The organism is Salinisphaera hydrothermalis C41B8 (assembly GCF_000732535.1).
GTDB classification, from domain to species: Bacteria; Pseudomonadota; Gammaproteobacteria; order Nevskiales; family Salinisphaeraceae; genus Salinisphaera; species Salinisphaera hydrothermalis.
Genome location: NZ_APNK01000011.1, coordinates 1 through 22,669 on the forward strand (window position 1 = coordinate 1; position 22,669 = coordinate 22,669).

The 22,669-nt window shown below is 62.6% G+C and carries 16 protein-coding genes and 2 CRISPR repeat arrays; of the genes, 4 read left to right on the forward strand and 12 right to left on the reverse strand.

Annotated elements, in window-relative coordinates; translation table 11 throughout:
• Positions 1-32: 32 nt before the first annotated feature.
• Positions 33-1,802: a CRISPR direct-repeat array (repeat unit 28 nt; unit sequence TTTCTGAGCTGCCTACGCGGCAGCGAAC).
• A 128-nt stretch (positions 1,803-1,930) separates the two neighbouring features.
• Genes cas6f through csy1 form a run of 4 tightly spaced genes read right to left on the reverse strand, consistent with a single transcriptional unit; the run spans position 1,931 to position 5,822 of the window.
• On the reverse strand, positions 1,931-2,500 hold the full coding sequence (gene cas6f, locus C41B8_RS09105) for a type I-F CRISPR-associated endoribonuclease Cas6/Csy4 (RefSeq protein WP_037336888.1): 570 nt from the start codon (positions 2,498-2,500) through the stop codon (positions 1,931-1,933).
• 3 nt (positions 2,501-2,503) lie between these two features.
• Complete coding sequence (gene csy3, locus C41B8_RS09110) at positions 2,504-3,538, reverse strand: type I-F CRISPR-associated protein Csy3 (RefSeq protein WP_037336890.1); 1,035 nt, start codon at positions 3,536-3,538, stop codon at positions 2,504-2,506.
• A gap of 29 nt (positions 3,539-3,567) precedes the next feature.
• Complete coding sequence (csy2, locus tag C41B8_RS09115) at positions 3,568-4,554, reverse strand: type I-F CRISPR-associated protein Csy2 (protein ID WP_037336892.1); 987 nt, start codon at positions 4,552-4,554, stop codon at positions 3,568-3,570.
• A complete protein-coding gene (gene csy1, locus C41B8_RS09120; RefSeq protein ID WP_198025134.1) occupies positions 4,551-5,822 on the reverse strand; it encodes a type I-F CRISPR-associated protein Csy1 in 1,272 nt (423 codons plus the stop codon). The genes csy2 and csy1 overlap by 4 nt, the downstream gene beginning before the upstream one ends.
• Positions 5,823-6,388: 566 nt before the next feature.
• Here csy1 and relB point away from each other — a divergent pair.
• Both relB and C41B8_RS09130 read left to right on the forward strand, forming a co-directional pair.
• Positions 6,389-6,583 (forward strand): type II toxin-antitoxin system RelB family antitoxin, encoded by a 195-nt coding sequence (relB, locus tag C41B8_RS09125; protein WP_037336898.1) that lies wholly within the window; start codon positions 6,389-6,391, stop codon positions 6,581-6,583.
• Positions 6,583-6,858, forward strand: a complete 276-nt coding sequence (locus tag C41B8_RS09130) for a type II toxin-antitoxin system RelE/ParE family toxin (RefSeq protein ID WP_037336901.1) — start codon at positions 6,583-6,585, stop codon at positions 6,856-6,858. The genes relB and C41B8_RS09130 overlap by 1 nt, the downstream gene beginning before the upstream one ends.
• Positions 6,859-6,899: 41 nt before the next feature.
• Here the strand turns inward: C41B8_RS09130 and cas3f are convergent, their stop codons facing one another.
• The 6 genes from cas3f to C41B8_RS09160 all read right to left on the reverse strand — a co-directional run bounded on the left by cas3f (position 6,900) and on the right by C41B8_RS09160 (position 17,921).
• Entirely contained in the window at positions 6,900-10,301 is a 3,402-nt protein-coding gene (cas3f, locus tag C41B8_RS09135) for a type I-F CRISPR-associated helicase Cas3f (protein WP_037336904.1), read from the reverse strand.
• Positions 10,298-11,281, reverse strand: coding sequence for a type I-F CRISPR-associated endonuclease Cas1f (cas1f, locus tag C41B8_RS09140; RefSeq protein ID WP_037336907.1), 984 nt, complete (start codon positions 11,279-11,281; stop codon positions 10,298-10,300). The genes cas3f and cas1f overlap by 4 nt, the downstream gene beginning before the upstream one ends.
• Before the next feature lie 239 nt (positions 11,282-11,520).
• Positions 11,521-13,408: a CRISPR direct-repeat array (repeat unit 28 nt; unit sequence TTTCTGAGCTGCCTACGCGGCAGCGAAC).
• A gap of 226 nt (positions 13,409-13,634) precedes the next feature.
• Complete coding sequence (locus C41B8_RS09145) at positions 13,635-15,461, reverse strand: ABC transporter ATP-binding protein (protein WP_037336909.1); 1,827 nt, start codon at positions 15,459-15,461, stop codon at positions 13,635-13,637.
• A gap of 122 nt (positions 15,462-15,583) precedes the next feature.
• Complete coding sequence (locus C41B8_RS09150) at positions 15,584-16,384, reverse strand: molybdopterin-binding protein (protein ID WP_051883321.1); 801 nt, start codon at positions 16,382-16,384, stop codon at positions 15,584-15,586.
• On the reverse strand, positions 16,374-17,258 hold the full coding sequence (locus tag C41B8_RS09155; protein ID WP_084188753.1) for a cytochrome b/b6 domain-containing protein: 885 nt from the start codon (positions 17,256-17,258) through the stop codon (positions 16,374-16,376). Before C41B8_RS09155 ends, C41B8_RS09150 begins: the two co-directional genes overlap by 11 nt.
• Positions 17,259-17,360: 102 nt before the next feature.
• Positions 17,361-17,921: a hypothetical protein gene (locus C41B8_RS09160; RefSeq protein WP_037336912.1), complete on the reverse strand. Its 561-nt coding sequence runs from the start codon at positions 17,919-17,921 to the stop codon at positions 17,361-17,363.
• A 246-nt stretch (positions 17,922-18,167) separates the two neighbouring features.
• Between C41B8_RS09160 and C41B8_RS09165 the strand changes: the two genes are divergently transcribed.
• Entirely contained in the window at positions 18,168-19,073 is a 906-nt protein-coding gene (locus tag C41B8_RS09165; protein ID WP_084188755.1) for an extracellular solute-binding protein, read from the forward strand.
• A gap of 30 nt (positions 19,074-19,103) precedes the next feature.
• Entirely contained in the window at positions 19,104-20,912 is a 1,809-nt protein-coding gene (locus C41B8_RS09170) for an ATP-binding cassette domain-containing protein (RefSeq protein ID WP_037336915.1), read from the forward strand.
• A 21-nt stretch (positions 20,913-20,933) separates the two neighbouring features.
• Here the strand turns inward: C41B8_RS09170 and moaCB are convergent, their stop codons facing one another.
• Positions 20,934-21,851 (reverse strand): bifunctional molybdenum cofactor biosynthesis protein MoaC/MoaB, encoded by a 918-nt coding sequence (gene moaCB, locus C41B8_RS09175; protein WP_037336918.1) that lies wholly within the window; start codon positions 21,849-21,851, stop codon positions 20,934-20,936.
• Complete coding sequence (locus tag C41B8_RS20085; RefSeq protein ID WP_084188757.1) at positions 21,848-22,582, reverse strand: molybdenum cofactor biosynthesis protein; 735 nt, start codon at positions 22,580-22,582, stop codon at positions 21,848-21,850. Before C41B8_RS20085 ends, moaCB begins: the two co-directional genes overlap by 4 nt.
• Positions 22,583-22,669: the final 87 nt, after the last annotated feature.

Below are 22,669 nucleotides of genomic sequence, written 5' to 3' on the forward strand. Positions count from 1 at the left end.
ATCGAGGGTGTGCAGGACCGTACCGTGGCATGTTTCTGAGCTGCCTACGCGGCAGCGAACAAAGCACGCGCGCCCGCTCTTGTTCTCGAACATTTCTGAGCTGCCTACGCGGCAGCGAACGATCGATACATTGCTGATGTGATACCGAAGAATTTCTGAGCTGCCTACGCGGCAGCGAACTTCATCCAGTGCGAATGCGGCGCGTCGTATGCCTTTCTGAGCTGCCTACGCGGCAGCGAACGGGCTCGGCGAGCGATTTTGTCGTCTATGTCTTTTCTGAGCTGCCTACGCGGCAGCGAACGCTGAATTTGACAAAGGTTTTCAGCGCATCGATTTCTGAGCTGCCTACGCGGCAGCGAACTCCTCGGTCATCATCGGATAGTCGCGCGGATCTTTCTGAGCTGCCTACGCGGCAGCGAACCGAAGACGGTGGCCCGCCACTTGTACTGGCAGTTTCTGAGCTGCCTACGCGGCAGCGAACGTTGTAGTGCCCGGACGCGAATGAATTGTAAATTTCTGAGCTGCCTACGCGGCAGCGAACGGCTTGAATTGGCAACGACGTTGACCTGTACGCTTTCTGAGCTGCCTACGCGGCAGCGAACATCAAAGCCAGGGTCGCCGGCCGGCTGCTGCGTTTCTGAGCTGCCTACGCGGCAGCGAACGCTTTCCGACGCACCTCTATTTCGACATACTTTTTCTGAGCTGCCTACGCGGCAGCGAACAATATATCCCAACTCGGCTTCTTCTTCTTCGGTTTCTGAGCTGCCTACGCGGCAGCGAACTCGATACGGTCAACGGCAAGGTCATCACCCAATTTCTGAGCTGCCTACGCGGCAGCGAACGTCGCCTGCACCTCGCTGAGCTGCGAGACGGTTTTCTGAGCTGCCTACGCGGCAGCGAACAGTTCGGCGACTCGGGCGCGGAGTTGCATTATTTTCTGAGCTGCCTACGCGGCAGCGAACTATCGGGATCGGTACAGGCCGAAGTCGACAGCTTTCTGAGCTGCCTACGCGGCAGCGAACGTTGGCTGGTGAAGCGCGGCCAGCCGATGGCATTTCTGAGCTGCCTACGCGGCAGCGAACATTCCCCGATGGCCATCGACCATTTCGGGGACTTTCTGAGCTGCCTACGCGGCAGCGAACACCACGCGCATCAGCCAGCGCGTTGCCAACCTTTTCTGAGCTGCCTACGCGGCAGCGAACCTGTATCCGGCTCATCGATGAAGAACCCGACCTTTCTGAGCTGCCTACGCGGCAGCGAACTCTCCGACCCGAACCGCGCCAACGCGCGCATGTTTCTGAGCTGCCTACGCGGCAGCGAACGAGTACGAAGGCCGCCACGGCTGCTATCGGCTTTTCTGAGCTGCCTACGCGGCAGCGAACGTGGCGTGGCGTCGCACCAGATGCGCTTGATTTTTCTGAGCTGCCTACGCGGCAGCGAACCTCGATGAAGTGCTCGACTGGATGCACGAACATTTCTGAGCTGCCTACGCGGCAGCGAACAGGAATGGCCATCAAGAAACAGCACGGCGGCTTTTCTGAGCTGCCTACGCGGCAGCGAACGCGTTCGAGAACGGCGCCACGATCCTCCGGGATTTCTGAGCTGCCTACGCGGCAGCGAACGAAGTGCGAGAGGGGCGCGTGTTCGTCGTCTCTTTCTGAGCTGCCTACGCGGCAGCGAACTCATCGAGGGCGGGGAAGGCTCGCCCGATTTTTTTCTGAGCTGCCTACGCGGCAGCGAACGTCCGGTTCGGCTGGTCGGGCATGCCGTCCAGTTTCTGAGCTGCCTACGCGGCAGCGAACTAGAGTTTTTGCTAGTTAAATATCTGACTGTTAAAGAACATTAGGAAATATAGGCGGTAAACCCTTTTCCTGGGATGCCTTATAACTCGTTGATTGTACGACTTGTAAGCTCGGTCGCGAAAAAAGGGTCAGAACCACGGAACAGTCGCGCTCGAGCTGAGGCCGTAGCTATTGAAACGACCTTGCTCTGGCGTGTCCTGCTTTGGTCCGTGCTCGATGAAAAGGCTGAAACGTTGTCCGGTACTGGAGCTGCGAACCTGGATGAACGGCAGCGTGACCCGTTTTTCGATGCTTTCGGGAATCGCTTCTATGACTTCGGTTTCCGACTCATTGTGGCGCCGCATGCGGCGCCGGCGGAGACGATCGGCATTGGTTTTGAATTGTCGTCGGCGCACGGTGCGATGCACAGCGTTATCGGGCACCGGAAACACTTCACCGACCTCGGCATGATCGCGCATGCCTTTGAGCCAGCCGGTGGCGAGGAGTGTTTCAATACGATCCGCCGCCCCATGCACACGTAGTGTCTCGCCCGGGTGGCGTGCCTGAACGCCGGTGTTGTGTGCCGGCAGGCTGATACCAATATCGTCTGCAGCCAGCTCCACGAGTGCGCGATGCAGTTTGCTGTACAGGGCGCCCATGAGGATGGGCGCAGGGAAGTCCGGGTCGGGGCGCAGTCGGATGTCGATGTAGTGGTCCATTGTTCACCCCGCGTCGCCGAATACGCCACCACGGATCAGCGTAGCCATCACGAAATGCTGATTCTCGGTGCTTGGTACTTTGTCCTTGAGTAGCCAGTTGTCCAGCAGATTGTAGAAATCGGCTTTCTGCTTGGGCTGGCGATAGGCCGCGCCCTGGGTGGTCACGGATCCGTAGGGTTCGACCGCGATCGGTCCGAGATCGATGCCGTCATCCGGGACGGGGTACCAGGTATCGATCGTGCGTAGGGCGTTGCCCAGCTTCTGCGAATGGATTGCGGCGTTGTCTTTTTCGCCGATGTAATAGAGCGTCTTACTCTTGTCGCCGCGGGTACGCTCCAGAATGAGCTCTTGCGACGGAAAGACTTCCTGGCCGCCGCCGATACGCGCAAAGGCAACGACATCGAGCAAGAGGTAATCGTCGCCTGCCAGGGCGGCAGCGATCACTTGGCCGAGTTCACGCGTTTCTTCATTGCCCTGAAAATCGCGCAGCGAATGCGCCAGGGCATTGAAGGTCCATTGTTTTTCGACTTGTCCCGCTTTGGTTTGCGAGACAACGATTTCGATCTCGTCGGCTTTGAGACGGTTGCGCCAGAGAAACCGCCCATTGGCGAGGTTGCAGGCATACCGGTGCGCCAGCTCGTCGAAACCGTGTTCGCTGACATAGCCGGCAACGGTTTGTTTGAGCTTAGCTTGATAGTCGGCGTTGTTGCAGGCCGAAGGGATGCCGGCACCGGCGAGTACGCGCAGGGTGAAGTGCACGGCCAGCGTGTCGGCGTCGTGGGGAAGGGCGGCGACGTCGACGGTTTGCAGGTTCGGGTTTTCGATGGCGGCGTCGAGTTTGGCCGGGTCCTGATCCTTGGCTTTGAGGCGATTGGAAATGGTGCCGCGTACGGATTTCTCGCGTACCGGTACACCTGGCCATTGCGCATATTGATTGCGGTCGGCCCAATTGCCGGCACTGAAAAGCGCGTCGGAAGGGTCGAGCTTGCGTTCGAAGGCGAGTACGGAAGCGGTCTTGAGGGCGTCGTTTTTGGCCATTGTTATATCTCCTTGAATACAGGCGGACGTCAGTCGAAGTCGTAGAGCGATTCGAACGGGTCGGCGACAGGTCGGTAGTCGTTGCAGCAGCGGTAAAGGCCGTCCTCGGGCCGCGTTCGGGGGTACCAGATCAGCTGTTCGGCCTGTTCCAGACGGTGGGGGCTAATCCATTCGCCCATCGAATACAGGCTTTCGACGAAACGGAACGGGGTGTCGGGATCGCGCGCGTTGGTTATGTCCCCGCCGGGGTGGATGTCACCGAGTGCTCCGTAGCCCACAGGGATGGGCACGGCCCACCCGAGGCCGTGACGATCGTGTTGCCATTCAGCGTTGTCGGCGTGGTAGCGCCAGTTGATCCGCGACAGCGAAAGCCAGGCATCCAGGCGCGTGGCCTGTTTATCTTCAGCGGTCAGCGCTTCGTGGCGTTGTGCGATCAAATCGTCGCGGGATACCAAGGTGAAACCGGGCACCAGACGCAGCCGAAGTTTGCGAAATGCATCGAGTCGATCCGTTTCGTTGCCGGTCAAGTCGACGACTTGTGGCTGATAGCGCGGTAATCGCGGATGGTCTGGGGGCACCACCGAGCCGCCCGCGATGCGCATGGCATCGACCATAGGCTTGATTGTGTGGATATCGTCTTGCTGTGCCTGTGGATCGCGCTGCCAACGGTCGCTTTCCAGCGCAAGAATCAGGCTGACTTCGATATGAATACGGCCTTCCTCGACGATCGCGGCGGTGCTTCCGTCCTTAGCGGCCGGGTTCCGCGTGAGGTGAAAGGCTTTGATGAAGCCGCCTTCGGTTGCCTGTTCTTGATGTTGGTGGCAGACCACGCCGATACCTTTGAAGGCGATATCGAGGTCTGCCGTTAGAGTTTTGCGTTCCAGTGCCCACATAAAGCCGGTAAACGCCGTCATCGACGGAAAACCATGGGTCAGCGGGCTGGAAATCGCATTGGCGTTTTGGATATGCAGCCGGGGCAGCACGAGCAGATGTGTGAAATTCGGTCCGTGGCTCATGAGCGGTCCTCCGCGGCGCGCCGTTGCATGGGAACCGGCCAGGCGGCTTCGACAATGGCCTGTCGTGCCCAATGGCGATATTCAATATCGCCGACCGACGTTATGCCGGCATGGCGCAGTCGGTCGTTGAGCCAATTGGCAAAAATACCCGCGACTTGATCCGGCCAATCGCCCCAGTGGTAGGCCTGTTCGAAGGCGCGATCATCCTCGCCGCCTTCGCCCAGCAGCCGCGCGTCCAAGGTGAGACGGTCGGGATCAAGCCAGAGCTGTTCGCACAGCGGCAATTCGCAGGCGGGATCGCGCGTCCAGCCGGGTGACAGTTGATCGCGAATCGTGGCGGCAAACAGGGGCAGTTGCGCGCCCAACGCCTTTTCAAGCTCTTCGCGCTTCTGTCGGGTTTCCAGTGTCTTTTTCGGATCCGAGCGGAGTAGTCGGCCGAGGCTGCGAACCAGGCCTCGAACGCCTTCGAAGTAGAAGAATCGGCCGGTCGAAGATTCTCGTCCCAGCAGGGTTGTGGCGCGCATTAGCGACCATGTCGGGGGAAGGGAGGCGAGTAGATAATTGGTGCCACCGCGTTCGCTGGTCAGCTGCGAAATGTTCTGAGGCTTGGTGCCACCCATCTTGCGAACAGCCAGTTGGCGATAGTCTTGATAGATCCCGTCATGCGGTTTTTTAGACCGTTTGGCCTGTCGGCCCGCCTTATTTTCTTCCCCAAACCGGGCGGCCTGAATATCCGCATGCACCCGATGGGCGAGGGCGCTGGAAAACAACGGCTGTAGCAGGTGGAAGTTGTGGTTATCGTCGGGACGGCCGTCGACGAGCCAATAGACCTGTTTGGCCAGGGCATGCGAGCTGGGCGTGCCGCTGCGCACGAGATTGCCGAAGGCCTGCATTCGTCGATGCGCGATGTCTTCGTCTGTATGCAGCGCCTGCTTGAGATCCGTGTCGTCCTGTTTGACCCAGTCCAGCAGCGACCGGCCATCGACTTCGACTTTGAGGAACTTGAATACATCCAGGGCGGCCGCGTTGCCGACGACATCTTCGGTAAATTCGTTGCCCAGCGAATGGCTGCCGATTTCGTCACGCAGCGGCAAGTCGGTGGGCGGAATATAAAGACTGGAACCGCGTGCATCGGGGTGGCTGGCCTTGAGCACGTGGGTGACGGCCTGAATCTGGCTCACGCGGTGAGCCGCGCTGGCCAGCCAGGTTTCGTATTCGTATTTCGCGGCAGCCGCCGCATCATCCTCTCGACCCTTGAGCTTAGCCACACGGCGCGCGTTTATGAAGTCTGCAATCGCTTCGCGAAAGCGCTCGCTTCGAGCGGCCGTCCCGGTTTGATTATCGGTTGTATCGGGCATAGGCATTCCAAACCAATGGACCCTGACGGGCCCGGGTTATAGAATCCCCACGGCAACTCGCTGCCGTGAGGCGTGATTGATGTCGAGTAGTTAAGTTCGGTATTAGCCGGATCTTCTGCGACGGTCTTTCACGTCTTTGTCCTCCTGCGATTTATCGTGCGGAGCCGGTGCTAATCGGCGGTTGTCAGGCCTCAGCCGCGCTGCAACGTGGCTGGGGCCGATTTGAGTATTTCCTAAAAACTTGTTCGAAGCAAGCCATTGCGCGAGCGTTTTGAGCTACCATTGATCGAGCTTGTTGAACGCTGCCGCGCAGGCAGCTCAGAAAATTGCCCGAGCCTATTGGGCTGCTCTTTTTTCTGCCGTATAGGCAGCTTCGAATGCACGGGCCTCGCATAGAGGCTCGGTGCACAAAAATGACTGGCCTGATGGGCCGATCTGTTTGGCGTAGACTGATGCACAGCAACAGGAGCGTCGCCATGCCGAAATTTCTGGATCCCCGCGTTAGCGAGTTCGAGACCGAAGCCGAGGCGGAAAGCCACGACCGCTGGCTGCGCGAACAGGTTCGGCGCGGGCTAGCGGACGACAGGCCGCCGGTCCCGCACGACGAGGTGATGGCCCAGATCGAGGCCGTGATCGACCAAGCCGAGCAGCGACGTACCCAAAAAGACTGATGCTGCCGGTCGTCTGGCGTGAAACCGCCCGCAGGCAGCTCGCCGAGATTGTTGCCTTTATCGCTGAAGACAATCCCCCGGCTGCGCGCCGGCTCAAGGAACGCATCGAGGCGGTGGTCGTGCCGTTGGCACAGTACCCCTATCTTTACCCGCGCGGTCGCGTCGCCGGCACGCGCGAATTGGTCGCGCATCCCAATTATCTGATCGTCTACAAGGTGGCGGCAGAACGCGTGGAAATCGTCGCGGTGTTGCACGCCCGCCGGCAATACCCCTGACGAGATTGCACTGGTGGGCCAGGCCAGACCGGCCGTGGTGTTCACCCGCGCCATGCCGAAAATCCGAGCCAGGGATGATAACGCCAGCCCTGCGCGTTTTCCGGCGCTTCCAACTGGCCGAAACGGCATGCCGCTTCGTGTAGCGTCAAGTCTTGCTCCTCGGCCTGTGCCGCGAGCAGGGCATCGAGATCGAACTGGCCCCAGGGCGCAACGCGCGGGCCCAGTTCTAGCGCGACGTGATGGCGTTGGCTGTCTTCGACACGAACGTAAAGACTTTTTCCACGCCGGGACGGGTCGGCCTCGACACGGTGCAGACAGAGCGTGTCCGATTCGTCATCGTCGGGCAGTAGTACGAGTTGTGCCGTTCGCATCGTGTTCTCGCGAAATGGTTGTTGTTGTGCGAGCACTCCGGTCAGCAGAGATTGGGGGTATTGCCAGCCGCTGGCGGCATTCAATCGGCATGTGTGCTCAGCTAACACGGGCTGCATGGTATCGGCCATGCGCGCATGTTCGAGATCGACCAGGCGTGTCTTGGCTTGGCGTTCGGCGGCCGGTGGCGCTGCAATCCGCGGCAAGGCATCGATGGCTTGGTATTCGTCGGCGCGCATGAGCTTGCCGAGTCGGTGTGCCACCAATCGGAACGGATGGCTCGCTGCAACGCGGGGTTGCTCGAAGCCCGGCCGGATAAAGATGGCCGCCGGTTTGCCGTCCGGGCCGCTGTGGCCATCGAAATGCCGAAGATTAGTATCGAAGATCAATATGTTCGGGCGGCCGTTCGGCTGTCGCCGATGCCGTTGAACGCGGCCCGCGAGCTGAATCAATGCGCGCATCGAGGACGGCTCCGCGATCGCCCAATCGGCATCCCAATCACGCCCAACCTCGCAGACTGGCGAGGCGAGCACGATGAATAGATGATGTGTGGCCGGGCTCTGCTCGAGCGCGTTGCAAATATCCGGGGATTGGAAAACCGCGTTTTCATCGCGGCGGTTCAAGGCCGTGTCGAGCTTCTGTTCGATGGCCGCGCGCTGCACGAGCGGGAAACGGGCGTGGTAGACACACAGATGCAACTGCGTGTCCTCGGGTGCACCGAGTTCGAACAGTGTTTTGGCTACATCGAAGAGTGGATCGATATTCGCCATACGCAACAGCCCGAAGCTGACGCGTTTGTGGCTGCCCGGCACTAGCTTTGCGTGATCGTGATGCAGCTGGAGCGCAGCTTGACGCACCTGCTGCGCAAATGCCGCTCGTGTCTGTTCGCGTTTTTGTGCGCGTGCAATGTCGAGCGGCCATAGCTTGCCGAGGCGTAAAGCTGGGCTTTGCTCGAGTTTGGCAACGCGGCGTTGAACGAAATCGGCATGCGCGGCGGCGAACTTGGCCGGCTGGCCGCAGTCCCGATGTTGCACGCCGAACTCATCGACCCACAGACACGGTATGTCGGCGAGCGCGGCATGGGGGCCATCCGCGCCGCGGTTGCGCTGGTATTCGCGCCGCCCGGCTTGATAGGCGAGAAACATGCCTTCGACCAGATCGGGCGGCAATGTCGCCGACGACAGCACCACGCGCGTGCCGAGCATGCCGGCCCACTGCACCAGCCGGGTGAGGGCGGGCAGGTCGTCGAGGTCATAATCGTCGAGTTCATCGAGCACGAGATCGCTGCTCATCAAGCGCAGCATGGGGGCGATCTGGCGCCCGCCACGCAGGGATTCCGTGGCCGGCACTAGATGATCCACGGTACAGACCAGCATCGGCGCGGCGAGCAGGCTTTTCGTTTTCGGATCGTGCCGAGTCCAGGCCAGCAGCGAGCGCTGGTCGTCGGTGCCTTCGAACAATACGTGATCGTCTTCAGCGATCAGATGTTGAACCGAAGCCGAGCCCGTTTCTTCGGCCAGTCGCTCGTAATAGGCAAATAGCGCACGGCTGGCGCTGCCGCCCACCCGTATCGCCAGTTCGTTGTCGCTTAGATGTAGATCTTTGCGATAGCTACGCCCGGTTTGTTGGGTCAGTGCACGCAACCCGAGCGCGAACGTGGCCCGCAAGCCCTGTTGCGGATCAGCCAAGGCATAAAGCAGCCGGGCGTTGGCCAATGTCTTGCCACAACCGGTCGAGGCCATGTTGACGATAAAAGCGCCGTGGCGCGCGGCGCGCTCTCGCAGCCCGACCGCCGTATCGAATGCCGTGTCCTGCCACTGAAACTTGCCTTTGCCGCTACGTTTACGCAGGCCGCGATGCCGACCGATGCGTGCGAGATCGCGCTCGAGTGTCGGCAGGACATGAGCGATTTGCCCGGCGTGATGCGTTACCCCGAGCAGGTGCTCATCGAGGCTTTGGTTGGCCACAATGCGCCCGGCGCGATTGCGTGTCGTATTTGCGGTCAACTTGCACGCGCGCTGCACGAAGGCGCGCCGCGCCGGTACCGGTCGGTCGCTATCGTCCAGGCCGAGGCTCGAATAATAGTGATCGGCCAGCATCAGGCTCAGCCGGGCCAGATGCAGCACGAACGGATTATCATGCCATTCGTCACGTCGCTTGCGCTTGAGTTCGAGCAGGCGACGGGCGAGCCGGGCAGCTTTCTTGCGCCACGCCTGGCTGGCTACCGGTAAACGGCCCGCCAGCTGCCAGTACGGTGCGATCTCCTTTTCCTCGCCGGGAGACAGGCGCTCATTCCACGTGTGAGCTAGGGCGTCGAGCGGCGCATCAAGCCAGTCGGGATTGAATGATTTCGCTCGTGCGCCCAAACGCACTTGTTGCCCATGGTCGTCCGTGACCGGCGCGACCGGCAGTCGGTGGTGGGATACGATCAGCCAGGCCAATGCCTTCGCCAGTGGCGGCAAGCCACGGAACGGGCAAGGATCGCTCGCATCCCAACCATCACGCTGAAACGCCGGCGTGCGTGTCCAGGCCGCCAGGTCGTGTGTTTCGGCGTCGAGCAGTCGCGTGAGCCAGGCCTCGTCGTCATCATCGCCGACGAATGCTAGAAACAGCCGTAGTGACACCCATTCATGACGAAAGCGATTTCGCTCGGTAAGGCGGCCGTCCAGACGTTGCTTGAACGCAATAGTGGCCTTGCCCAGGTCATGCAGCAGGCCGGCCATCATCGCGAGCAGGGTGATGTCTTCGCCGCTGTGCCAGTTGTTTTCGTCCTCGGCGCGTAGCACATCGCGCTGCGTGGTATGCGTTGGCGTGGCCCCGCGATCGTTAAACCGTGCCGCGTTCCCGACCACCCAGAGCAATTCGCTGTGATTGGCGCCGCGTATCCAGTGACACGCGACGGCCGTATTCTTGCGCGCGCTCTTGCGCAGCATCTTGCGCAGGGTGTCGAGCCCGGCCTTGGTGATCGGCGTTTGCCAGGTCCGGTCGCCACGGCGTTCGGCGAACTGATCCAGGATGCGACGCGTCTCCTTGAGTGCATTCTTGTTGCACTGTGAGACGAACAGGACATTCATGCGGAAGCGGCGCGTCGTGCCAGATTGTCCGCCACGCGTTTGACGGTATCGATCATGCCGTCCAGCGCTTCGACCTGCGCGAGGCGTTCGATGCAGGCCTGACGAAACTCCTGTTCTTCGTCCCCACGTACCGCCGAAATGAACGCCTGCGGCAGAATGACGCCGTCCTTGATCAAATCCGCGACATCGAACACCAGACCGCCGCGGCGTGTTTTGCCGTGCAAAACAGCCAGACCATGCGGCAGGCCCAGTACCCAGCAACAGGTGGCGCCCAGCCCGTAAGCGAGATAGTTGCCATGGTCGAGGAACCGATTCGCGGGATCGGTGCCGCTGCCGCGTTTGGCGCGGGTGAACTCGCCGTAGTCAGTGGCGTCGACCGCGAGCTTGAACAGTGTTTTCGTCAGCCGCGCTTCGAGCGTGAGCAGTTCGTTGGTGTTCTGCGCCGCATCAATGGCGACATCATTACGGGCGACGGCATCCTGCAGCCGCTTTAAATCGCAGCGAAACCCCGCGTCGCGTAGGCTGCGTTCATCGGCCCAGAGGGTCGAGATCGTCTGCAGGCGTTGTTTTTGGAAGGCTTGCGCCGCGGCAAGACGCAAATCGTCTTCGAACCAGAATCGAACCCACTGTTGCAGGTATTCGGTGGGCCGATATTCGCTTTGCGGGGCGAGCCAGGCCACTTCGACATCGACCTCGGTTGCAGCAAACAGCGGTGTACCGCCCCCGCCGCAGAACCCGACAAGCACGCCGGCCTTGGCCAGCTCACGCATTGCGGCCTGCGTGATGGATGTGCCGGTGCCGAGCAGAATCGAGGTGGTATTGGCGATCGGGATATTCCAATACTTGGACTCGCGCCCTTCGTCCGTGACATAGGACACGCGGCCGCCTTTAACCAACACGCGACAGTACTGAAGGTAATACAGGTTCGCGCGCTTGGAATGCAGGATCGTCTTGAGATCGCTCGGCGCGAGATCTTCCATTACTTCTGCTGGCTTGTCCCCCTAACGAAATTTATCGAACGATGCTGCGAATTGGCAAATAGATAGGGAGGTTGATCGCGGCAAGCGGTTTAAAGCTTCGTGATTGACTAGATTTTATGATTTACATTGGAAAATATATTTTCCACGCATAGCCCGCCGATGACTTACAACAGCGTCGTACATCCGAAGTCGCGCAGACGGAGGCCGAAGTGAGCCGAAGACTTCGGGGATAACGGGCCTCTGTGAGCTGTCTAGGTGGCAGCGAACAATCAATTTGCTCGTGAACGCTTTCAGGATGATTTCTGAGCTGCCTATGCGGCAGCGAACGCAGCGGCGAAGCCGCGAGCACTTGGAGCACTTTTCTGAGCTGCCTATGCGGCAGCGAACCCCAACGCCCCGCCGCAGCCGAGCCGGGATTGTTTCTGAGCTGCCTATGCGGCAGCGAACTCGCGATCCCTCCATGAACGAAACGCCGTCCATTTCTGAGCTGCCTACGCGGCAGCGAACGTTGCGGAGCGCCGAGAACAAGAACAAAACAATTTCTGAGCTGCCTACGCGGCAGCGAACGCGTCGAGTACTTCCGGGGCATATGGCTCGGCTTTCTGAGCTGCCTACGCGGCAGCGAACGCCGATAGGAAAATTTTGTTTTTACCCGTCTCTTTCTGAGCTGCCTACGCGGCAGCGAACTGGCTAGCGGCCTGTGCCTCGGGGCTATGCGGTTTCTGAGCTGCCTACGCGGCAGCGAACGCGTAATTCCGGGGTTGTTTCGCGGCATGCGTTTTCTGAGCTGCCTACGCGGCAGCGAACTCGGGTATTCCGCGAACGCAGCCGCCTTGTTCGTTTCTGAGCTGCCTACGCGGCAGCGAACCCCCCGGCCCAAACCGCGCGATTTTTCCATCGTTTCTGAGCTGCCTACGCGGCAGCGAACTTGAACTGTTTCACGCAGGTTTTCGGATCGAATTTTTGAGCTGCCTACGCGGCAGCGAACCCGGCAATGAACGCGACTTCATAGAGTCGTTCTTTCTGAGCTGCCTACGCGGCAGCGAACGTGCTGGTATTGCTGGCTGTGTTTTTTGCGGTTTTCTGAGCTGCCTACGCGGCAGCGAACGGGTACCAGTGGCCCTGGCTGCAGCGGCACAGTTTCTGAGCTGCCTACGCGGCAGCGAACCGAGTTCAGGCGTGCGAGATTTCAGTTTCATGTTTCTGAGCTGCCTACGCGGCAGCGAACAATGAGTTCCGGCAGGGTGAGATCGACGCGCTTTTCTGAGCTGCCTACGCGGCAGCGAACAGGATTGGAGATAAACGGACAACTCGGAGTCATTTCTGAGCTGCCTACGCGGCAGCGAACTCGCTGGCCATGGCTACGCCACCCCGCCAGCTTTCTGAGCTGCCTACGCGGCAGCGAACGTCGTCGGTTCCCGCTTTCGCGCGGATATCGTTTTCTGAGCTGCCTACGCGGCAGCGAACAAACGAAATACGCCGGACGGCTTGCCCAGCCGTTTCTGAGCTGCCTACGCGGCAGCGAACTGGGGTTTGAACTGTTGCCGTGCCCGTTCTGTTTTCTGAGCTGCCTACGCGGCAGCGAACACAAACGCACCGTCTCAGGCTCGGTCCCGCCCTTTCTGAGCTGCCTACGCGGCAGCGAACCGCATCGATCGCTTCGGAACGTAACCCGCATATTTCTGAGCTGCCTACGCGGCAGCGAACGCACCAGAGCGCCCAGCGGGCCAGGCATTTACTTTCTGAGCTGCCTACGCGGCAGCGAACGTTGCGTTGTATTTGGCGCCGCCGCTGAATTTTTTCTGAGCTGCCTACGCGGCAGCGAACATGTTGAACCCAGTCGCGTGCGCCGCATTCGGTTTCTGAGCTGCCTACGCGGCAGCGAACGCCAGCGCTACGCGGCCAATGAGGCGCACGTTTTTCTGAGCTGCCTACGCGGCAGCGAACATCGGGATTTCAAGCGTCGTGCCGGCCGTGATTTTCTGAGCTGCCTACGCGGCAGCGAACATGCGTGACGTTGAAGCGCCGCGTCTTTTCACTTTCTGAGCTGCCTACGCGGCAGCGAACCCAGCGCCGCGCCCATGATGGCCGCGTTCATCTTTCTGAGCTGCCTACGCGGCAGCGAACAAGAGACATTTTATCCTAAGCGACTGATTGTTAAAGATCTAACATGCTTTCTAAAGCACAACCCAATTTTTAGGTCGGCTTCTAAGTCGCTGATTTTACGAGGGCGAATTTGGCCGTCGCAAAAAGGGTTCGAGCCGCGCCCGATAGTCGCTCCAGTTTAGCTTGAGCATTTCCGGGGTTGGCAATGTCGGCTCGCCGGGTCACTTCGACAGCTCGATGTGTCGTGCTAAGCGCCGATGAATCCTCCCGATTGCATGGCCCAAAGCCGGGCGTAGAGTCCGTCGGCTGCTATCAGTGCCTCGTGTGTCCCCGTTTCCACGATCCGGCCCTGGTCGATCACGACCAGTCGGTCCAGCTCGGCGATGGTGGACAGGCGATGGGCGACGGCGATGACGGTTTTGCCTTCCATGACGGCGTGGAGGTTTTCGGTGATGGCGGCTTCGATTTCCGAGTCGAGCGCGGCGGTGGCTTCGTCGAGCAGGAGGATGGGGGCGTTCTTGAGCATGACGCGGGCGAGGGCCACGCGCTGGCGCTGGCCGCCGGAGAGTTTGACGCCGCGTTCACCGACATGCGCTTCCAGCCCGCGCCGGCCGCGGTTGTCGACGAGGTCGCGGATGAAGCCGGCGTGGGCGGCGTCGATGGCGGCCCAGAGCTGGTCGTCGGTGGCGTTGGGATGGCCGTAGCGGATGTTGTCGGCGATCGAGCGATGGAGCAGGGCGGTGTCCTGCGTGACCATGCCGATGGCTTCGCGCAGCGAGGCCTGGGTGACGTTGGTGATGTCCTGGCCGTCGATGGTGATGCGCCCGCCTTCGAGTTCGTGGAAGCGCAGCAATAGCGACAGCAGGGTGGATTTGCCGGCACCGGAACGCCCGACCAGCCCGATTTTTTCGCCGGGCGCGATCGACAGCGAGAAATGCGAGATGACGCCGGCGTCGTCGCGCCCGTAATGGAAGGAGATGTCGTCGAACTCGATGGCGCCGGCCGTGACCTGCAGCGGTCGGGCGTTCGGCGCGTCGACGATGGCGCGGTTGCTCGTGAAGCTGCCCATGCCGTCGCGGATGGTGCCGATATGCTCGAACAGGTTGGACACTTCCCACATGATCCACTGGCTCATGCCGTTGATCTGCAGCACCAGGCCGACGGCGGTGGCGACCGCACCGGCGGTGATCGCGCGTTCGGTCCAGAACAGGATGCCGAGCCCGGTGACGGAGAACAGCAGCGCCGCGTTGAGCAGATACAGGCTGGCGTACAGGCCGTTGATGCGCCGCATCTGGGTGTACACGGTCGAGAGGAACGACGACATGCTGGCGCGGGCGTAGTCGGACTCGCGCTCGGTATGGGCGAACAGCTTGACGGTGCCGATGTTGGTATAGGCATCGACCACGCGCCCGGTCATTTCCGCGCGGGCGTTGGCCTGGGCTTCGGCGATGGATTGCAGGCGCGGCAGGAAGTATTTCAGCAGCGCGATGTAGATTGCCATCCAGGCCGCGAACGGCAGGGCGAGGCGCCAGTCCGCGCCGGCGACCATGACCACCACGCCGCCGAAATAGACGACGACATACAGCAGCACGTCCACGAACTTCATCATCACTTCGCGGATGGCCAGGGCGGTCTGCATCATCTTGGAGGCGATGCGGCCGGCGAAGTCGTCCTGGAAGTACGACAGCGACTGGTCGAGCAGCCAGCGGTGGACCTGCCAGCGAAAGCGCATGGGCACGTTGGGCGCCATGGCCTGGAAGGTGGTCAGGCCCTGGGCAAAGATCAGGGAGGGCAGCAGTACCAGCACGACCAGCGCCATGCCGATGAGCTGCCAGGCGTTGTTGGCGATGAAGTGCTCGCGATCGCCGGTGGCGAACCAGTCGACGATATGGCCGAGAAAGCCGTACAGCGAGACTTCAATGATCGAGAACGCGGCGGTGAGTACCGCGGTGGCGATCAACAGCTTCCAGACCGGGCGGGCATAGAAAGCGATGAAGCGGACGATGCCGGTATCCGGCGGGGTGCGGTCGTCCTCCGGGAACGGATCGACCAGCCGTTCGAAGAATTGGAACATGACGAGATGGCCACGGCGGGCCGCGGCGTCGGCAAAGACGGGCAGTCTACTCCCGGCGGGGGCGGGGGGGGGGGGGGGGGGGGGGGGGGGGGAGCCGTATCAGGCAGCCGTCGCCGGCGGGCTCAGATGCCGGCCCACCAGTCGTAGCCGCGATCTTCCCAGTAGCCGCCATGCCCGCCCTGGATATGGGCGAAGTTCTCGACCAGCTCGATGTGCATGACGTATTTGGCCATTTTGTAACCGAGCTGGCGTTCGGCGCGCAGGCGCAGCGGCGCGCCGTTGGCCACCGGCAGATCGCCGCCGTTCAGGCCATAGGCGAGGATCGTCTGCGGGTGCCGGGCCTCGATCATGTCGAGACTTTCATAGTACGGCTGCGGCGAGCCGTAGAGATGATCGGCACAGTGGAAGACCACGTAGCGGGCGTTGGCCTTTGGCTGGACGCGATCCAGCAGATGCCCCAGCACGACGCCGGTCCATTGGCCGATGCACGACCAGCCCTCGACGCAGTCGTGCCGGGTAATTTGCGTGCGCGACGGCATGGCCTTGAGTTCGGCCAGCGAGAACGACATCGGGTTATCGACCAAGCCATGGAAATCGAGTCGATAATCGGCGAAGTTCGAATCGACGAGCTGCTGGTAGGCCGGGGTCTGCGGATTGATGCTGCCGTTGGGGCGGAACGTCGGCGCGATCTGGCTCTTGTCGTATTCCGGCGCCAGGGCTTCGCGCGAAGCCACCAGGCGCTGGGCGGCCTGGGTGAGCTTTTCGGTGTGGCCGAGAAAATTCTGTACCGCCTGGCTCTGGGTCCAGTCGCAGCCGGACAGCAGCGATGTGGCGCCGAGCGCGCCCAGGCCGCCAAGCACGCGACGGCGACGCGCGTCCGGCCGGTCGCCGGGTCGACGCTTGCGGTCGTTGTCATTCGCCATGGCGGTTCTCCTGCGGCGCTGCGGCCGCCTCAGCCTCGGCATCCCGCGGCGGCGCGACGGGCTCGTCCACGCGATAGCCGCCGGTGATCATGGCGCGCATGTTGTTGAACACCCCGGAGACGAGCACCAGCACGAGGTGCACGATGAAAAAACCGACCAGCGTGAACGCACAGAGAAAGTGAATCGTGCGGGCACTCTGGTGGCCGCCGAACACCACTGGGAGCCAGGGCCAGCCGGCGTCCATGGTGGGCGACATGGTCAGCCCGGTCAGCACCATCAGCGGCAGGAGCCCGAACAGCACCAGCAGATAGGTGAGCTTCTGGATGATGTTGTAGTCGCGCACCCGTGGGAAACGGAACTTCGCGTGCTCCACCACGGCATGGCCGAAGGTACCCATCTCGCCATGATGCACGCCGATCAACCGTCGGCGACGCCGGCTGATGATCGAATAAATCAGATAAACAGCGAGCATTACGCCGAATACCCAGGCCGCCGTGAAATGCCATTGTCGGCCGAGCGACAACCATTGCGGGCCGGGCAATGTGGCCCATACGGGAAACGCGCGCGGCTGCATCTGGTTGCCGACCCTGGACCAGCCGAGCACGCCGGTGGTGGGGATTTCCATCCCTTCGATGTTCACATAGCCCATCGGGTCGCCGGCGGCATCGCGGCGGGCGCCGATCGACAGGAACGGCGCATTGAAGGTGGACGCATGGCCCCAGTACAGCGCCGGATGGGCGTTGAATATCTGCAGCCCGCTCATCAGCAACACAAGCAGGCAAAGCGCGTTGATCCAATGCCATAGCCGGGTGAACCAGCTATGACGCCGGATGACGGTCGACGACCGCGGCGTCGAATCGGCGTCCTTCGCCATGGCGCATACGGTGGGTGCCAAGGCTTCAGTATACGGCGCGCCGCGCGCCTGCGATGCAGGCGTCGACGAAAGATTGCGCGCGGCGGCGCCGGGCGTAACGGGCTACGGGTGGTCGTTGTCGTCGCTGCTGCCGTCGTCCGAGGTCGCGCTGTCCGACGTGGTTGACGTTGCGGCGGCGTCATTCGATGGCGTGCCACTGGTCGGGGCGTTCGCCTGCCCCGAAGCCGATGGGCCGGCGTCGTTTGCGCTGTTCATTGCATTGCCGTTGTTGCTGTCGGCGTTCGGCCCATTGGCGTCGTCGGCGCCGTTGTTGTTCTGCGCGGGCGGCTGATGCGTCGCGGCGAATTCGGCCAATTCGGTGTCGCTGGGGGCGTGGAAGTTGGACGCGCCGTAATCGCTGGGCTTGGGCTCCGGCAGCTGCTGCGGCGCCGGCGTGTTGTCGTTCGAAGCATTGGCGCTGCTGTCGCCGTGGTCGTTTTGTGCGGACGGCGTCGCGCTTTGCATGGGTTGCGATGATTGCCCGGCCGGTAACGAGCCGGTATTGCCGGTGCTCGAATCGGCGTTCTGCGGCTGCGCGAACGCAGGAACGGCCAGGGCAAGCGCGGCGGTCGAGGCCAAAGTCGCGAGCAGGGTCCGGCCGCCAGTATGAAAGCGCGTGAGCATGAACAACTCTCTAGTTTTGTGATCTAGCGTATCCGACACGCTTCGGCGCGCGAAGTTTCCCGCGATGTTGCAGCGCCGCGGGTGTCCGACGTCGCGAGCCGGCTCGATAAGCGTTATGTAGTATGCTTTATTCCGAATCGTTTCAGACGACCGCCCCCGGTTCATTTCAGCGTGCCACGCCTTTCTGGCGAGGCGATCGCTGTGTGTTGCTACCGGGGTCGGCGCAATTGTTATCCGGAGACCGGGATGAATCGCGAGAATCCCCGCCCAAAGCTGCATTGCGCCACGTTACGCGCTGCATTGGCGGCCTGCCTGGGCGTGCTCGCCGTAACCGCGGCGAGCGCGAGTGCCGCCACCGACGGCGGGCATACGGTCAAGGTGCTGTACGCCGGCTCGCTGGCGCATGTCATGGAAGACAAGGTGCGCCCGGCCTTCGAGAAAGCCACCGGCGATCATTTTCAGGGCTATGCCGCTGGCTCGACCAAGCTCGCCAACGAGATCAAGGGCAAGGTTCGCCAGGGCGATGTTTATGTCAGCGCCCATGCCGGGATCAACAAACGCCTAATGGGGTCGTCCAATGGCGACTGGGTGAGCTGGTACGCCACTTTCATGCGTTCGCCGCTGGTGATTGGCTATAACCCGAAAAGCCGTTTCGCCGATGCGTTGCGGCACAAGCCCTGGTATCAGGTCGTCACACAACCCGGCTTCACCTTCGGGCGGACCGATCCCAAGCTGGACCCGAAGGGCAAGCTGATCGTGAAGGCCGTCCACCGGATCGCCGACGACGAAAACGAGCCCAAACTGCGCGGCCGGATCATGGCGCACGGTCAGGTTTTTCCGGAGGAAGGGCTGGTGGGCCGGCTGCAGGCCGGACAGCTCGATGCCGGTTTCTTCTACAAGGGCGAGGCCGCGGCGGCCGATATTCCGACTGTGTCGATCGATCCGGTCAAGCTCGGGGCGGTGTATACCGTGACGCAGCTGAACCGGGCGCCCGACAGCGCCGGCGCGCGTGATTTCATTCGCTTTATCCTCGGTCCCAAGGGGCGAAAGATTCTCAAGGATAACGGCTTTAACGTGATGTCGCCGGTCAAGGTCTCGGGTGCTCGCAGCGCTGTTCCCGAGGCGTTGCAACACGCCATTGAACACGATTGATCGGCCGCGTGGTCGTCTGATGGGGGCGTCTTGACGCGGCTCGGCAGTCCGCTGGCCTGGCTCGGCGGGCTGCTGGCACTCTATCTGCTGGCCCCGATTGCGGCGTTTTTTCTGCGCCTGCCGGGCGCCGGCGCGAATTTCGGCGATCCGCGCCTGTGGTCGGCGCTGGAGGTTTCGGCCGCAGCGGCCACGGTATCGGCGACGATCATCGCCGTGCTCGGCGTACCGCTGGCATATGGGCTGGCCCGGGCGCGCGGCCGGCTGGCCGGTTTTATCGGCGTGGCGATCCAGCTGCCGCTGGCGCTGCCGCCGCTGGTCAGCGGCATTCTGCTGGTGTCGCTGGTCGGGCCCTACACGCTCGTCGGGCGCTGGTTCGGCGGCGCGCTGACCGATTCCTTCGCCGGCATTGTGCTGGCCCAGACGTTCGTTGCTGCGCCGTTTCTGGTCATCGCGGCACGCTCGGCCTTCGCGGCCATCGATCCGGCGTTGCCGGCCGTGGCCGCCACGCTGGGGCACGGGCCGTTGTCGCGCTTCTTTCGCGTAAGCCTGCCGATCGCGTTGCCCGGCATTGCCGCCGGTCTGCTGCTGGCGTGGCTACGGGCGTTCGGCGAGTTCGGGGCCACGGTGATTCTGTCCTATCACCCGTACTCGTTGCCGGTGTTCACCTACGTGCAGTTCAGCAGCACCGGCCTGCCAGCCACCCAGGCGCCGGTGGTGGCCTCGTTGTTCGCGGCGTTCGTTGTGTTGATGCTGGCCAATCTGCGCGTGTTGCGTCGTCGACATCGACGGGTGGCGCGCCCGCCGGCAACGCCGCCGGTGGTCCAGGCCGCGCCCCGGCTGGATTTCGATCTCGCAGCGCGGCTCGATGCGTTTGGTTTGCAAATCGCCCATGCCGCGGCCACGCGTCATCTGGCGTTACTCGGCCCGTCCGGTGCGGGCAAGTCGTTCACGCTGCGTCTGCTGGCCGGGCTGGAAGCGACCGATGCCGGGCATGTGCGAGCGGGCGACGAGGAGCTGGCCGGGCTTCGCCCCGAGCATCGGCGCATCGGCTATCTGCCCCAGCATTCGAGTCTGTTGCCCGGGCGCAACGTCTGGCAGCAGATCAATTTCGGCGTGGGTGCCGATCCCGGCGTGGCCTCGTACTGGCTGGAGCGGCTGCATCTCGACGGGCTGGAAGCGCGTTATCCGGACGAGCTCTCGGGTGGCCAGCAACGCCGGGTCGCGCTGGCCCGCGCGCTCACCCACGCGCCACGGATTCTATTGCTGGACGAGCCGTTCTCGGCACTGGATGCGCCGGTGCGCGACAGCCTGCGCCGCGAGCTGCGGCGGCTGCAGCAGGAAGTAGGGCTCACGACCGTGCTCGTCACCCACGACCCGGAAGAGGCGGCGCTTTTGGCCGACGAGGTGCTGGTGCTCGATCGCGGTACGGTGCTCCAGGCCGGGCGGCGCGCCGACGTGTTCGCGCGCCCGAGTTCGCCGCAGGTCGCGCGCCTGCTCGGCATCCGCAACATGGGTCATGGCCGCATGGCGGCCGCCGATACGCTCGAAACCGCCGGCGTGCGGCTTGTCGTTCACGACGACGACCTTGCGCCGGGAACGCGCGTGGCGTGGTGTTTGCGCTCCGAGCGCGTTCGGCTGGATGCGAACGGGCCCTACGACGCTGCAGTGGTGGATGTGGTGGATCTCGGCGCGAGCCGTGAAATCGTGGTGCGGATCGACGACGCACTGGAGCTGACCCTGCGCACCGTCGATGCCGACGGGCTGGTGGCCGGCGGGCGGTGTCGTATCGACCTGCCGCCCGAGGCGATCCGGCTCTGGCCGGAGAACGGCGCCGGTTGAGCCGGCCGGCGCGGCGGCGTTCTACGCGCCGCGCGCGAACCGCTGGTGGATCTCGACGATATGCACCAGGCTCGGTAGCAGCGCGGCCATGGTTTCCTCGGCACCGCCACGACTGCCGGGGAAGGTGACCGCCAGACTCGAGCCGATGAAGCCAGATACGCCGCGCGACATCACGGCATACGGCGTGCGCTTCGTGCCGAAGGCCCGCGCCGCCTCCATCAGCCCGGGCATCGGCGTGGTGATCCGCGGTTCAACGGTTTCCACCACCTTGTCCTTGGGCCCGATGCCGGTGCCGCCGACCGTGACGATCAGCGGGGCGCCGGTCGAGACGGCTTCATCAACGGCATCGCCGACCTGCTCGATATCGTCGGGCAGCACGCGATAATCGATCGGCTCGAAGCCGGCCTTGCCAAGCGCGTCGACCACACTCTGTCCGGCGGCGTCCGGCTTGTGGCCGTTGGCCACTGGGGTCGACACCATGAGGACGGTGGCTGCCAACGGGCTTTTTAAATGCCGCGGGTAGTGGCTCTTGCCGCCCTGTTTTTCCAGCAGATGGGTATCGCCGATGCGCAGTTCCTCGGGCTCGGCATAAGGCTTGAGCATGTCATAGAGCGTGAGCGCGGCCATGCTGGCGGCGGTGAGCGCTTCCATTTCCACGCCGGTGGGGCCGATGGTGTGGACTTCGGCTTCGATCGCGACATGATCGGCCTCGATCGCAAAGTGCACTTCGGCGGCATGGATCGGCAGCGGATGACACAGCGGCAACAGTTCGTCCGTGCGCTTGGCCGCCAGGATGCCAGCGATGCGCGCCGAGGCCTGCGGGTCGCCTTTTTCGGTATCGCGCGAGGCGATGCGTTGCAGACAATGCGGCGGGGCATAGAAGCGTGCGGCGGCCACGGCCGAGCGCAGGCTGTCCGGTTTCATACCGACGTTCTTCACGATTGATCTCCCGGGGAGTGACGCGGGCGCTCCGGGGTGGGGACCTCGGTGCCTTCCAGATAAGCGCGGGTGCCGTCGCTGTAATATTCGTTCTTCCAGACGGCGACGCGGGCCTTGAGCTCTTCCAGCGCGTGCTCGGCGGCTTCGAACGCGGGCCTGCGATGCACTGCGCGCACCACGACGTAGACGCTCATCTCACCCAGCCCGAGACGACCGGTGCGGTGCTGTAGGCGACAGGCATGGATATCGAAGGCCTCGAGCGTCTCGCGCTCGATATCGGCCATGGTGCGGGCGGCCAGCGGGCCGTAGGCGGAATAATCCATGGACTCGACCGTGCGGCCGGCGTTGGTGAGGCGGACCGTGCCGCCAAATATCACCAGTGCGCCGCAGCGCTCGTCCTCGGTTTCGGCCATCAGCGCGTCCAGATCGAGCGGCGCGGCGGTGAGATGCTTGTCGTCGTCCGCCACCCCGGGCACGCCGCCGGAGACCGGTGGGATCAGGGCGATCCGGTCGTCGTCGCCGAGCGGGCTGCCGGGCGGCAGCAGCGCGTCGCCGCGGGCACAGGCGGTGCGCGCCAGCAGGCCGGCGGCTTCGGGCCAGCGTTCGCTCAGACTGTCGATCAGATGATCGACGGTGTGCGGTGCATCGAGCGCGAGCTGGACGGTATCACCACCGAGTAGGTCGGTGAGGGCGCCGTGGCATTCGAGCGTGATGTCAAAAACGTCGGGCATGATCGGGGTGCGGCAGAGCGATGGATCGACAGGCTAGGGCTTGATTCGATGGCGCGCAATCGGTGTTACGAATGCCCTGGAAAGTTA